This window comes from Herbaspirillum rubrisubalbicans, from assembly GCF_003719195.1.
Taxonomy (GTDB): domain Bacteria; phylum Pseudomonadota; class Gammaproteobacteria; order Burkholderiales; family Burkholderiaceae_D; genus Herbaspirillum; species Herbaspirillum rubrisubalbicans.
In genome coordinates this window covers 3,064,523-3,078,154 of the sequence record NZ_CP024996.1, presented here as the reverse complement: position 1 = coordinate 3,078,154, position 13,632 = coordinate 3,064,523, and the positions used below count along the sequence as shown (strand labels likewise).

The 13,632-nt window shown below is 60.2% G+C and carries 9 protein-coding genes; 4 read left to right on the top strand and 5 right to left on the bottom strand.

The window, feature by feature from the left end; all coding sequences use genetic code 11:
• Positions 1–12 precede the first annotated feature (12 nt).
• From ku to RC54_RS13750, 4 genes are all read left to right on the top strand, one after another.
• Positions 13–1,002, top strand: coding sequence for a non-homologous end joining protein Ku (gene ku / locus RC54_RS13765; protein ID WP_061790511.1), 990 nt, complete (start codon positions 13–15; stop codon positions 1,000–1,002).
• Complete coding sequence (gene ligD, locus RC54_RS13760; protein WP_061790512.1) at positions 999–3,584, top strand: DNA ligase D; 2,586 nt, start codon at positions 999–1,001, stop codon at positions 3,582–3,584. The genes ku and ligD overlap by 4 nt, the downstream gene beginning before the upstream one ends.
• 193 nt (positions 3,585–3,777) lie before the next feature.
• Positions 3,778–4,842, top strand: a complete 1,065-nt coding sequence (locus RC54_RS13755) for a nucleotide excision repair endonuclease (protein WP_244216347.1) — start codon at positions 3,778–3,780, stop codon at positions 4,840–4,842.
• A gap of 111 nt (positions 4,843–4,953) precedes the next feature.
• Positions 4,954–6,324, top strand: a complete 1,371-nt coding sequence (locus tag RC54_RS13750; RefSeq protein WP_244216346.1) for a hypothetical protein — start codon at positions 4,954–4,956, stop codon at positions 6,322–6,324.
• A gap of 89 nt (positions 6,325–6,413) precedes the next feature.
• Here the strand turns inward: RC54_RS13750 and RC54_RS13745 are convergent, their stop codons facing one another.
• From RC54_RS13745 to RC54_RS13735, 5 genes are all read right to left on the bottom strand, one after another.
• On the bottom strand, positions 6,414–7,547 hold the full coding sequence (locus RC54_RS13745) for a hypothetical protein (protein WP_061790514.1): 1,134 nt from the start codon (positions 7,545–7,547) through the stop codon (positions 6,414–6,416).
• A 592-nt stretch (positions 7,548–8,139) separates the two neighbouring features.
• Positions 8,140–8,616, bottom strand: a complete 477-nt coding sequence (locus RC54_RS25290) for a YncE family protein (RefSeq protein WP_156481342.1) — start codon at positions 8,614–8,616, stop codon at positions 8,140–8,142.
• The gene (locus RC54_RS25285; RefSeq protein WP_156481343.1) at positions 8,603–8,938 is read right to left on the bottom strand and encodes a hypothetical protein; all 336 of its coding nucleotides are present in this window, start codon (positions 8,936–8,938) and stop codon (positions 8,603–8,605) included. Before RC54_RS25285 ends, RC54_RS25290 begins: the two co-directional genes overlap by 14 nt.
• Entirely contained in the window at positions 8,913–10,790 is a 1,878-nt protein-coding gene (locus RC54_RS13740) for a M23 family metallopeptidase (RefSeq protein WP_123020453.1), read from the bottom strand. Before RC54_RS13740 ends, RC54_RS25285 begins: the two co-directional genes overlap by 26 nt.
• A gap of 9 nt (positions 10,791–10,799) precedes the next feature.
• Complete coding sequence (locus RC54_RS13735) at positions 10,800–13,559, bottom strand: type VI secretion system Vgr family protein (RefSeq protein WP_244216345.1); 2,760 nt, start codon at positions 13,557–13,559, stop codon at positions 10,800–10,802.
• Positions 13,560–13,632: the final 73 nt, after the last annotated feature.

Genomic DNA, 13,632 nt, shown 5'->3' with positions numbered 1-13,632 from the left:
GCGGAGGATGCGATGCGACGCGCACTGTGGAGAGGAGCGATCAGCTTCGGCCTGATCCATATCCCGGTGGAACTCTATACCGCCGAAAAACACGATGAGCTGGACTTCACCCTGCTGGACAAGCGCGACTTGTCGCCGGTGGGCTACAAGCGCTACAACAAGACCTCCGGGCGCGAAGTGCCCTGGGAAAACATCGTCAAGGGTTACCAGTACGAAGAGGGCAAGTTCGTTCTCATGTCCGATGAAGACCTGCGCCAGGCCAATGTGGAGGCCACCCAGAGCATCGATATCCAGAGCTTCGTGGAGCGGGAGCAGGTGCCCATCCTGTATTACGAGCAACCCTACTTCCTGGCCCCGGCCAAGGGGGGCGAGAAAGCCTATGCACTGCTGCGCGAGACCTTGTTGGCCAGCCACAGGATGGCGATTGCCCAGATCGTCATCCGCACCCGCCAGCACCTGGCCGCGTTGATCCCGCAGGGGGATATGCTGCAACTGATCACCTTGCGCTACCCCAGCGAATTGCGCGCGCCGGATGACTTGCCGGTGCCGTCGCGCAAATCGAAGAAGTCAGCGGTGAGCGCGCAGGAAGTGGAGATGGCGCGGGCACTGGTGGAGCACATGTCGACCGAATGGGCGCCGGAGCAGTTTCACGATAGCTATCGCGACGATGTGCTGGCCCTGATCCAGAACAAGATCAAGCGCCGTCAGACCCACGAAGTGGCCCAACCGGAGGAGGCCGCCGCTGCCGCCGGCAACGGTGCCAAGGTGGTGGACTTGATGGCCTTGCTCAAGAGTAGCCTGGAAGGGCGGGGCAAGGCCAAGCCGACCGCTGGCGATAAGCCCGAAGAGGGCGCTGCCAAGGTTCATGCGCTGGCCTCCCGCAAGCCCCCGGCCAAGCGCAGCCGCGCCAAGGCTCCCGCCCGCAGCAAGCCGACCGATAAATCCGCCACGCAACGTGGCACCCATGCCAGCCGCAGCCACAGCAGGAGGGCCCAGGCATGAGCGCTTCTTCCCTGGATCGCTACCACGCCAGGCGCGACTTCAGTATTACGCCAGAACCTTCAGGTCATGGTCGCCAAACGGCCCGCTCAGCCCAGGGGCCGCTGCAATTCTTCATACAGCGCCACCATGCGCGGCGCCTGCACTACGACTTCCGGCTGGAGCTTGATGGCGTGCTCAAGAGCTGGGCGGTTCCGAAAGGGCCGAGCCTGGATCCGCATGACAAGCGCCTGGCGGTACGGGTCGAGGATCATCCGCTGGATTACGGCAGTTTCGAGGGCGATATTCCGGCGCAGCAGTATGGCGCCGGCCACGTGGTGCTGTGGGATCGCGGGCAATGGCTGCCGCACGGCGACCCACAGGCCGGTTTGAAGCAAGGTCATCTCGGTTTCACCCTGCAGGGCGACAAGCTGCAGGGCCGCTGGGCGCTGGTGCGCATGGGCAAGCCGGAGCGCGATGGCAAGGAGAATTGGCTATTGATCAAGGAGGATGACGCTGCCGCCCAGACCGGCGAGGCCGCGGCCATTACCGAATTGCGCCCGGAAAGCGTGAAGGATCGCGGCGACCTTCCGCCTGCGGCCAGCGAGCTTGCCCATGGAGCCAGCCAGGCTGATGCTATAGAGCCGCATCCCGCCAGGATGCCGGATGTGATGCCGGCGCAACTGGCGACCCTGGTCGACCAGGCGCCCCAGGGTGAAGACTGGCTCTGCGAACTGAAATTCGACGGTTATCGCGGCCTGTGTCGCATTGAGGGTGGCCAGGCTGCCATCTACACCCGCGAAGGCCTGGACTGGAGCCATCGCTGGCCGGTGCTGGTGCAGGCGCTGGCGCGGCTGCCGGTGGACCAGGCCTGGATCGATGGCGAAGTGGTGGCGCTGGACGCCGCGGGGCACATCAGCTTCGAAGCCCTGCAGAACCTGGTGCGCGGCGACCGTCAGCAGGCCGACGGCATCCGGCTGGCGCTGTATGTATTCGATCTGCCTTACCTGAATGGCTACGACTTGCGCGCCATCCCGCTGACGCAGCGCAAGGCGCTGCTGCGCGAGCTGGTCCCCGGCAGTGATGAAGAGGGATTGCTGCTCTATAGCGAGCATCTCCTCGGTCATGCCGATGAAGTATTGCGCCATGCTTGCCAGCACGGCATGGAGGGCATCGTGGTCAAGCGCGCCGATGCGCCCTATAGCGGCCGACGCGACCGCAACTGGCTCAAGCTCAAGTGCGAGCAGCGACAGGAATTCGTGATCGCCGGCTATACCGATCCGGCCGGCCAGCGCAGCGGTTTCGGCGCCATCCTGGTGGGGGTCTATGACGATCAGGGGCAATTGCACTACGCCGGCCGCGTCGGCACCGGTTTTGATGAGCGCCTGCTGGGCCGTATGCTCAAGCTGTTCCAGCGGCTGGAGCGGGATCGTCCGGCTTTCGTCGATCCCCCTACCGGCCAGCAGCGGCGTGGCGTGCACTGGCTCAAGCCGGAACTGGTGGCCGAAGTGAAGTTTGCGCAATGGACCAAAAGCGGTATCCTGCGCCACGGCAGCTTCGTGGCCCTGCGCCAAGACAAGCCGCCTACCAGTATCGTGCGCGAGACACAGCAGCCGGTAGCAGCCGATGCGCCTGCCGCAGAGGAGGGTACAGCGCCTTCACCCCCGTCACCCCCGTCGCGCAGACCTAGCCCCGCCGATCTCTCCCAACCGGTCATGGTGGCTGGGGTCAAGCTCACGCATCCCGGCAAGATCCTCTTTCCCGCCACTGGGCTGACCAAGCTGGAACTGGCCCGTTACTACCAGAGCGTGGCGCCCTGGATCCTGCCCGAACTGAAGCAGCGCCCGTTGTCGCTGGTGCGCTGCCCGGACGGTCAGGCCGGCAAGTGCTTCTTCCAGAAGCACAGCGGCCAGGGAATGCCTGAAGCCATCGATACCATCCAGGTGCCGGAAGGCGAGGGGACGGCGCAGTACATGATGGTCAATGACGTGGCCGGGCTGGTGGCGACCGTCCAGATGGGCGTACTGGAATTGCACGCCTGGGGCGCCACCGGCCGTGCGCTGGATCAGCCTGACCGCGTAGTGTTCGACCTGGACCCGGCCCCGGACGTGCCTTGGGCCAGCGTAGTGGAGGGCGCCCAACTGGTGCGCGCCCTGTTGCAGGAAATCGGCCTGGAGAGCTATCTGAAGACTTCGGGCGGCAAGGGCTTGCACGTCATGGTGCCGATGCGCCCCGAGCATGACTGGGACGTGGTCAAGGATTGGGCGCACCGGTTGGCGGCCCACCTGGCGCGGCTGCTGCCGGAGCGATTCATCGCCCGCATGAGCAAGGCGGCGCGCGCCGGCAAGATATTCATCGACTACCTGCGCAATGCCCCGGGGGCCACCACGGTGGTGGCCTATTCGGTGCGGGCCCGCGATGGTGCGCCGGTGTCGGTACCGATCACCTGGGAAGAGCTGGAGCAGGGCGTGCGGGCCGATCATTTCAAGGTGGCCACCATGCCCCAGCGGCTGCAAAGCCTGGCCCACAGCGACCCTTGGGCCGGTTTCGGCCAGCCCCGGCAGCGCCTGACCAAGGCCATGCTGGCGGCCTTCGATCCAGTCTGAGTGGAGACAGGGGGCGGCGGCAAGCTCAACAGGCGGCAATGTCCTACACGATCTTCATCTTCCTGCCGACTGTGGCACCCGGGCCCCAACTTCATAATCCACGTTAATTTGATGGCCCGGTGTGTCCTGGCCATCCACCAACCTGAAGAGCACGTCCAGACGTGACATGAACAACAAGGATTTGGCCCACGCCATGAACACCCTCAGCCACAGCACTTCGCTGACCCAGCTGTTGACCCGTCCCCTGATGCCCTCCCTGATGCCCCAGACCTCCGCCATCCAGCCGAGCAAGCTGCCCGTGGCGCTGGTGGAGCGCTTGTTGGAGCAGGAAGATCGCTGCGGGATGCGCCCGGCCGGCTTGCCCCTGGCCACCTTCAATGCGCCCCAGCCAGCAGCGCATCGCGCCGCCACCTTCAGCTATCCCCTGCATATCGACCGCGCCAGCATCGATGCCTTGCCCGCTGCCTGCGGCGTCTACATCCTGCGCGGCGTGGATGACGTGCCCCTGTACGTGGGCCGCAGCGTCAATCTGCGCAGCCGCGTGCTGGCGCAGTTGCACCATCATGAAGATCAGTTCCTCATTGCCCGCACCCGTCGCATCGAATGTCGCCGCACTGCGGGCGCACTGGGCGCGGCCTTGCTGGAAAACTGCCTGCTGCGCGACTTGCGACCGGCCCACAACAAGAAACCGCGCAGCAAGCGTGGTCTGTTCACGCTGCGGATTAGCCCGCAAGGACAGCCGCTGGTAGCCGAGCTCACCGAGCGCGAGTCCAGCCGTGCCGAGAACTTGTTCGGCCTCTACACCAGCCAGCGCGCCGCCCAGGAAGCCTTGCACAAGCTGGTGGAGCGACATGGCCTATGCAGCATCGTTACTGGCCTGGAACAGGCGTCCAGCCCGGGCATGGCCTGCTTCGGCCGCCAGATCCGCCGCTGCCGTGGCGCCTGCACCGGCGAAGAATCGCATGAACAGCACCAGCAACGCCTGCTGCAAGCACTGCAAGACCTGCGCATCCTGCCGTGGCCCTATGCCGGACCGATGGCGCTGGTGGAGCAGGGCGACGGCTGGCAGCAGGTGCATGTGATTGATCATTGGCGCTATCTCGGTTCGCTGGACCGCGACAACCGCCAGCTGGCCAGCCGTCCGGCGGCCAGCCTCAAGGGTTTTGACCTTGAAAGCTACAAGCTGGTGATCCAGCCCTACCTGCTGGGCCAGCTGGAATTGCGCCCCTTGCCGGGCCTGCCGCTGGCGCAGGGCTGAACGCGTTGTTCCTTGGGCCGGCTTTGCCGGCCTTTGCTCTTCACGCGTGGACGCAAGTCCGACTCCATCTCTCCGTATCCTGCTTTTTCTCCCTTTCTTCCTTTCTCCCTGATGCAACGACGATTCCCTTTTCCTGTCGCCGCCATCCTGCTGGCCACCCCCTTCAGCCTGGCCCTGGCCCACGCGGCCGAGACCGGCGGGTTCTGTACCAGTGACCAGACCTTGGACAAGGATCAACTGGCCGCGACCCTGATCCGTACCTACCCCGTGAGCACGGCTTATCTGTCGGTGGGTAAGGAGCCCGCGCCGCTGAACTCGCCGCGCGCCCTGGTGGCCTGGCTGCTGCAAAAGCGTGCTGCGGAGAGGGCCGCCGGGCAAGCCTGCCAGGGAGATAGCTGCAACGTCGACCACATGGCAGCCGATGTGCAATCGCTGCTGGACGGCAAGGATGGCCGCTTCCAGCCCAGTGGCCGCAGCGATGTAGTGGCCTTTTTCGGTGACAACAGCCGTGTGGCCTTACGCTGTACCGCGTCAGGTGCGGCTCCGACGCTGGCCTACGCCGATGCGGCCTTGCGCATGGGCGTGGCGCCGGCCGCGCCGGCTACGCCAGTGGCTGGCCCGGCCACGCCCCCGGCTGCAGGTGCAGCAGCGCAGTCACAGCAGGCCAGTTGGATGGATCCGCTGCGCATTCGCGGCAATCCTGACCAGCTTTCCATCGACCATCGCGACAAGGCGGCCTTCGCCTCGGTCGATCGTGCCCGTGTAGCGCTGGCCAATGACGATGTGGCGCAGTCGCGGACCAATGATGTGGTGGTCTTTGCCGGGTATTCGCTGGACAAGCGGCCCATGGGCGAGCCGGGCAGCACCTATGAGGCGGTGCCTTATGTCGGTTTCAAGCAAAACCGGGTCACCAACTACGATAGCGGCAATCCGGAGATCACCACCACGCGCACCAGCCAGGTGGGCATGCTGTCGGCCTTCCACTTCGCGCATGCCGACACGGCCAATACCGAAGACCTGACGGCGCGTCCCGATTACCTGATCAACAATACCGACGGCAGCCGGCTGTTGACGGTCAACTTCACGCTCACGCCGGTGCGGCCGGGTGTGCTCAATGATTTCCTGCGCTGGAACAACGGGCTGGCCTTCAAGCCGATTCTGATCGGCCAGAGCCGCAATGGTATCTACATCAACCGGGGCGATCCGGATGTGGTGGACCAGCATCGCGACTTCATCCGTTTGGGAGCACAGGCAGGGTTCACGCTGTCTTCCACCAATCCGGCCTTGCCGTTTGATTTCACCACGACCTATACCGGATTGAAGGCTTTGCAGGGCAATCGCAGCATTCATTACTGGAAGTCGGTGCTGACTTACAACTTCAACCAGAACGTGGGCTTGAGCCTGGATTATTCGAATGGTTTGCTTCCCGATAGCGGGGATGCTGAGCGCAAGTGGGGGTTGGGAGTGTCGAGCAAGTTCTGATTAGCGGAGGCAGTAGTGACGGGGGCGGGGCGGCGCGCTGTCGCGATGCTTAACCATCTGCTCGGAACGAAGACCCACAGGTTTCCCGGTCAGGGTGCAGCCCAGAAATCGAGAGTCTTCTTTCCAATCCATTGGCCTTGTAGCTCGTCGCCCTTGATCGTGGCTCGAATCATCGGTTTGGGTGTATCGCTGCTTTCGGACTCTGTGAACTCAACGACGTTGCCATTTACCTTGCCGCTCAGCGGAATCGGCTTGCGGTACTTATCGTAGAAGTAGCTTCCGGACAGCGAACCGTCGCCATAGAGTTCGGACAATGCTAGTGTGATGGCCGCCTGCCCCACTCGGCCTTTCAGAATCTGCCGATACGGTTCGGCACGCGGAGCAGCTTGCGGGCCGCTCATGAACAAGTACTTTCCGTAAGCAGTGAAATACTGCGTCAGATCGACGATTTTGTAAGTGACCTTCTGTTCGCCCACGTCGTCCAGCGCCCGCTCAGCGTGGTTACTGCAGCGCTCATACAGAAAGGTGATGGATTCACGTTCGATTTGCAGCGAGATATCATCCAATTTGTAATACTTGCCATAGTCGGGTGAGCGCATTGACTCCAGGCAGGATTCGTACATGCCGATGGTCAACGCGATGCGCTCTTCTTCCTCGTCTGGTTTGCTGTCGGGCATAGACTGCGGCCACGGTATCGTGATGCCCTGCTTCTTGCGGTTGGCTAAGGCCTCCTTGTTCAGGTCTGCAATGGCTTTCCTGTACTCCGCTTGCCGCTTCGCGAGATTCTGCTTCAGCAGCGCCGCACCTCCTACTGGCGTGAAGATGTCCGAACCTGCGATCTTTCCTCCGGTAGCCGCATCGAAGTTGTAATGCGCCCAGTAATGCTCGCAATAGGCACCGCAGCCCTCGCTATCAACCTCGAGTGCCAGCATCCGATCATCGTTGCGCAACACCAAGAAACTGAAATCCGAGCTGCCTTGGAATCCGATCTGCTCCTTGGACATCTTGACGCCGTCGGAATATCTGGCGGGAGCCGGCTGCGCGATCAAATCGAGGAAGATGCGATGGTTAATGCGGGCGTCACGCTTGGCGTCGCCGGATTCGACATAAGGCAGCGAGCCGTTGTACGTAATTGGCTTCACTTCGATCCGTGCTGATGTGGCGGAAAGGGCAAGCGTTGCCGATGCCGTGGCAACACACGCGATGACTAAGCGAGTGAACATTGAGATCATTTGAGGTGATTGGGAATTTATGCGCTGACAGAGCTGAAGTCGTACTAGTTCGACTGCTTTCCGGGAAATGCGGGGCAAGTTTCCAAATCAAGATTCATGTCGTAAATCACATCGACCACCTTTCCTGTCGTCAGATCCACGATATCGTGATCCACTATCGCTGTTCTGTGATTCCTGCTGAAGGCCGCTTCGTAGGGGCCCCTCGTTCTCGTGAAATGATTGATCGGCTTTCTCGTTTTTAGATCGATGACGTACACCTTATTAACGGGCGGGCTCAGCTCTATTTAAGCGGGTATTTTCTAAATAATTTATGTCAATACCTAGTCCCGCCCGATGCGCGATCGACCCCAACATTGGACGTCAACATGAAGTGACCGTGATCCGATCGACGTTGGCTTCCAGAGCAGCTGCAAATAACGCTGCATAGCCCGCTGGATGAACTCGCGTCAATCCCTCGCCAAGTAAGGATTGTTTGTGCGGTATTACGGAGTGTCATTTGTCTTTCCAAAATTGATATGCTGGTTTGCCGTCTCTCATTATTCGATTGCTGAACATCAGTTCGCCGGCAAATTTGAAGTTGCTTTCAAAACGACTGCTTTCCAGGGAATGATGGACAAGTTTCAGTGACTATCTTTACTTTATCCGTCATGCTGAGCACCTTTCCCGAATTTTGGTCCACCACATAATCATCTACTATCACCGTTTTATGATCCGCGCTGAATGCTGCGCCAAATGGACCACGTGTGATCGTGTAGTGATTAATGATTTTTCTCTTATCAAGGTTAATGATGTAAACCTTGCTTACTGACGGTACACCTAATAGATCTGGGCTGAGGTCGACTCCCCAGACGACGGCGCGAGTTCTAGGACAGTTGATGGACCAACCATTGACGTAGATATCGAGGTGGAATTTAACCGTCCGTGTTCCCTGTTTGAATGAAAACAGATTCTTCCCGCCTCCGAACGAACTGCGAAAATCGAGATTCGCGGCATTAGCTGTACCTGAAACAGGAAGCGCCGTTAGTAGTATTGAAAAAATTAGAACTTTATTTTTCATCATTTAATATCCGGTAGGACAATAATGTTTCGTTTAATCGTCTCGGTGCTGGTGGGCGTTCATAAGGATTAACTAATTTAGTTACAGCGGCAGAAGCTTTTTCCGTAGCCCCACCATCAGCTGCTTTCAGAATATTTGTTTTTACACAGTAGAAGCCAGCGGTATCCACAGCGTTGTAAGGGACGTCTGCCACGATTTGGGGATCGTCAATTACTGGCCCCTCTCGTCCATTGTTGAACCAGTCTGCATCGTAAGAGTTACGATCAAGCCAGCCACGAAATACCCAGTACTCTGAATAGTTATAGCGCCCCGTCAATTGCTTCATCCCCCGGCCTCGAAACTTGATGCCGTCGCCCGTATCCGTATTGCCCAAGTCGGTACGTCTTTCGTAATAACCTTTCCGACCACGTTCCGCAAAAAACAATAGTTGATTCCGGTTGGCTGGTGTGATCTGAAGATATCCGCGTTCTTCGCCTTGTGCCGAGATATGGTTTTCCCTGATTGCATTGCTGACGTTTATGGCAACCTCGCGTGTGGCCATAAATAAAAAGCTTTCTTGTGCAGCCTGTCCAAAGAAATGGGCTATTCTGACGGGCGTATTGAGAAGATATTTCCGAAAAAACGAGATTGAGACCGAGCCGAAATTTTTCCTTGACGGTATCCCCTGACTGACCAACATCTTTATAGACGCTCTCCTTGTCTGCATAAATGTGCTTCATCTCCTCGATGCTTAGCCAGCCGCATTTTCTGAAGTGTTCAATGAATTTCCTGGGATGGAAGTGCCAATGCGCAGACCCAATATCGTCCAGCGCAGCAAGTTCCCAGAAAGCTAGCGCCTCAACATAACGCTGAAATTCGGGAAAGTCCGCTTGAGACAAGTAGGTGCTGTCGTTCAGGCTGGGCGTCGCGCTGGTTTCCCTATCAGGCCCTTCTTGGGTCAGCCAATTCCAGCGCTCCGCAATGCCACTTCGTTGCCATTCAGTCGGAAATTTACACACCATGCCACGCATGGTCCGCTGAACCTCTGCATCTTTCAGTCGATTTTCTGCCTCGGATCGGGTGGTGATCCCGTCGCCGTCTTCGTCCAGCATTTTTCGAAGGGCATCGATATCGCAGCGGCTATCCTGATCATCGTAGTCCATCAATAGTTGCCAGCCAGCCCAATGGGGCGCATCGGCATCGCTGTACTTGAAAACCCCTGTGGCGTTCAGATTCACCCATCCTTGGCCATTCGCCGTGGCTATCTGTCGCCAGTGTGGCGTGTCACCTGGCGTCAAGCGATCAGGTCCCAAGATCCGTCCGTAGCGCAGCAATTCATAGACTGCACTATGCGCCGGTACTTGGCTGGCACGTGCGGCTCTGTATGCCTGAACGACTTTTTCTGCCTGTCGGTAAAGTTCATATTCGGCATCGTTTTCCGTCAGCGTTGCACCCACCCGAGTCCCATCGGCACGGTAGGTACTGACATAAGCGTTTCCTCCTCCAAAACGTACACCGACGAACAGCGATTCGTTCAATACCGTTTCACCGGAGCCTGATTTTTCAGTCAGAGGAGGACGCCGCGGGTAGAGCCGGGTATCGGCAGGCAATCTAAAGTAGATTTCACCAAAGACAGCATCGGTACGACCGTTTGCCGTGATATTGAGGTCACCCGTATTTCGGCCGATCAGTCTTTTAAGGTTGTCGTCATCGCAGATGATCTCAAAGTGGAGGATGTTGGCGTGCCCCTCAAAGGAGCCTGCACTGCCCAACTCGGCCTTGCGATAAATTGTTTGGCCAGCTTTGACGCCGCGTATCGTCTGCAGATGCATGTAGATGGAGTAGAAACGTACTTGCGTTTCTGTATCGTTTTGGGCTCCGATCGTGGAGTCGTGTCGCATGATGACGCAACCGTCATCTGTCCATCCCATATAGCCAAGTACATGCTGTTCATCTTCAGCAGCAGTCGCTGGACGTGCCGTCGGTTGTCGAACATAGGCGACGATGCCATCGGCAATGGCGCGCACGGGTTCTCGTCCTTTGTCGCGTGCCGGAGCTTCCAGATGCAAGCCCCCGTGCCACGATAATTTATGGCTGACGGGGAAGTTTCCATGCTCCGGGCTACGCATGGCTGTCTCTAGATAAGCATCATCGTCCTCGGCAAGACGAGGAGGAAGAAAAGGTGGGCTGATGAGCATAAAACTTCCTTACCGTGAGAAGGAGAATCTCCGCGAATTTTTAACGTTCACAACGCTGTTCGGTAAAGGTGGCAGGCTTGCCGCAGCACTCGCCCCACCCGGAAACGCATGTGCCGCCCCCTTCACCGAAAACGTCCCCGGACAAGCAAACGTGATGTTCCCGTCCTCCAGCGTCACGCAAGACTGCCCCGCCTGCACCACGATCTTGTGGCGCGCCTTGATCTCGATGCTGTCATTGACGCTGGTCACGCTCACCTGCTGGTCGGCCAGGATCTCCAGCGCATCGGTATGCGCCTGGAGCGAGACCGGTCCGTTGCCGGCAAAGACCTGGATGCCGCCCTCATGCGCAAACAGGGTGGCGGCCTTGCCGGCGGCCAGGCTGGCGGTGTCGGCTGCGGTCCAGTGGGTGTCGCCCTGGCTGGTCCAGTGCAGGCTCTCGCCCGCATAGAGCAGCGTGGAGGCGGCGCTGGCCCAGTTGATGTTGGTCGGGGACTCCATCAGCACGGTGGCCTTGGCGAATTTCTCGACCGGTTGTGCGGCGTCGGTCTGGCGCGATTCGCCCTTGGTTTTGAAGGCTTCCTGGCCATTGACGCTGGCCGGATGCTTGCCCTGGTCGGCCGGGTCGATGGCGGCGATGAAGTCGGACTTGGCCTGGAAGGCTGCCGCACTATGCAGCGCCTGCTGCTGGGTGGCGGCGTTGCCCATGTTGTTGGCGAGTTCACTGGCGCCTTTCAGTTGGGCAATCGCTTCGGTGGCATCCATCTGCGTGCCGGTGACACTGGCGCCGGCAGCCGGGCGCGCGGTGGCGGAAAGCAGCAAGCCGTTTTCACCGCGCACCACGCCCCAGGCATCGCTGCGCAACTCGAAGCCCTGGCCGCGGTAGTTGCCGCGCTGGGCGCCGCTGTCGGCCTGGTCGATCAGGTGGCCCAGATTGAGTTGCGATCTGGCCTGGCTGGAGGCCAGCCGCATCCGCAACTGCGATTGCGTGTCGTCCACCACCCATTGGTTGAAGCCGCTGCCATCGTGGGACAGGCTGTGCCAGCCGGAAATCGTGCCGGCATGATTGACGCCCGAATCGGCGCCGGCCGGGAAGGGGGGAGTGTCATTGCCGTTGTAGAGCTGGGCTACCACCACGGGGCGGTCGATGTCGCCTTCGATGAAGTCGACCAGGACTTCGCTGCCGATGCGTGGCGTGAACTGGCTGCCCCAGTTGGGGCCGGACTGCGCTTCGGCCACGCGCACCCAGGTGCCGGAGGCATCGTTGCCGGGGGCATTGCCCTGTTTGTCATCCAGATTGCCGGTTTCGCGCAGGCCGCCCGGATTGGGCGACTGGCCGCGTTGCCAATGGAATTGCACCTTGACCCGGTGATTGCGGTCGGTCGTGACGGCAGTGCCAGGCAGGCCGGTCACCAGCGCAGTCTGGGTGCCGCGGGAGGTGGGCTTGAGGCGTTGCGTGATGGCGGTGGGCAGGATGGGAACGGCGTCGCGCACGACCGTGAAACGGTTGCGGTAGGTGCCGGCCTTCAGTTCGTCGTCTGTGCTGATATCTGATATCTGGGCACTGTCCGGCAGGATGTCGTCGAGGATGCGCGCGATATTGTGCTCGAAGTTGTTGCGCGCGCTGTGCTTGACCGAGAGTACCTTGAAGCGGTTTTCTCCTGCGGGATAGTGGTCGTGCTGGCGCAATGAGAACTGTGTGCCGGCGGCGAGTTGACGCGCCGCGCCGGCGCCTTCGAAGCGTTTGTTCTGCATCTCCAGCGCTTGCAGCATCAGCAAGGCGTGGGTGGCGGCGGCATCCTGGTCGGCGAAGTCCTGCTGGCCGGTGCCGTCATAGATAGGTAAGAGCGGCAGGTCACCGGCATCCAGGCTGGAGCTTTCTTCGGCCGATGGCGAGGAGATCTTTTCCGGGTGCCAACTGGCCAGCGCCACGCCATTGGATTGCACGCTGCGCACGGCGCTGAAGTCGGTGATGGCATCGCTGGCCTCCATGGCGGCCACGCGGTGGAAGCGGATGGTGTCGTCGGCGCCGGGGATGGCTGGCATCTTCGCTTGGCGGTCGAAGATGATGAGTTTGTGGCGTGCTTGTTGTTGACCCTGTTGCCCCTGTTGTCCTTGCTGACCGGCGTCATCGCTTTCCTGCTGGTGCTCGAAGCGGAAGTTCAAGCCTTCCGAGGCCAGGATGCGGCGCAGGAAATGAAAGTCGCTTTCGCGGTACTGGGTGCAGATATCGCGCTTGGCGAGTGTCTGGGTGACGTCCAGGGCGAAATTGGCCTGGGGGTATTCCTTGAAGAGGGCGCTGGCGATCTCGGTGACATTCATGTCCTGAAACAGGAAACTGTCGTGTCGTCGCTCCAGGAAGGCGAGGAAGGATTCCAGCCGCAGGCGATAGCGTGCCAGGCCACCATCCGCACCCAGCCAGGAGGCTTGCGTGCAGTAGCCATGCCAGGCACGCCGGCTGCCGTCGGCTTGCAGCAGGCGCAGGGTGAGCTCGGTGCCGATGAATTGCTTCAGGTCGAGATCGGTGGAGACCGAGAGCGCATCGATGTCGAAATGAAAGTTGTCATTGACGCTTTCCTGGCCGTGGAAGCGCTCCACCACCAGGGATTCGGGCAAGCCATCGGGCTGTGCGCCGTCCAGGGTGATGAGGCGCGCATGTTGCGACAGGCCGGGGCCGAACAGGGCGGAGATGACGGGGGAGAGAGGATCGGGACTGCGCTGGTACGCATCGACAGTGGGCTGCCGATGCCGGGGGGGAACGTCTGGAATCACGGGATCGCCTCAACTTGATGGTTGATCACTCGCCATGGATGGCGAATGCCGGTGTGACTGTCGTCAACACCAC

Bases quoted from the DNA above. Each gene is read 5' to 3' on its own strand.
- RC54_RS25290 (WP_156481342.1), bottom strand. From the start codon at position 8,616: ATGATGAAAAATAAAGTTCTAATTTTTTCAATACTACTAACGGCGCTT.
- RC54_RS13755 (WP_244216347.1), top strand. From the start codon at position 3,778: ATGAACACCCTCAGCCACAGCACTTCGCTGACCCAGCTGTTGACCCGT.
- RC54_RS13750 (WP_244216346.1), top strand. From the start codon at position 4,954: ATGCAACGACGATTCCCTTTTCCTGTCGCCGCCATCCTGCTGGCCACC.
- RC54_RS13740 (WP_123020453.1), bottom strand. From the start codon at position 10,790: ATGCTCATCAGCCCACCTTTTCTTCCTCCTCGTCTTGCCGAGGACGAT.
- ligD (WP_061790512.1), top strand. From the start codon at position 999: ATGAGCGCTTCTTCCCTGGATCGCTACCACGCCAGGCGCGACTTCAGT.
- RC54_RS25285 (WP_156481343.1), bottom strand. From the start codon at position 8,938: ATGAAGCAATTGACGGGGCGCTATAACTATTCAGAGTACTGGGTATTT.
- RC54_RS13745 (WP_061790514.1), bottom strand. From the start codon at position 7,547: ATGTTCACTCGCTTAGTCATCGCGTGTGTTGCCACGGCATCGGCAACG.
- ku (WP_061790511.1), top strand. From the start codon at position 13: ATGCGACGCGCACTGTGGAGAGGAGCGATCAGCTTCGGCCTGATCCAT.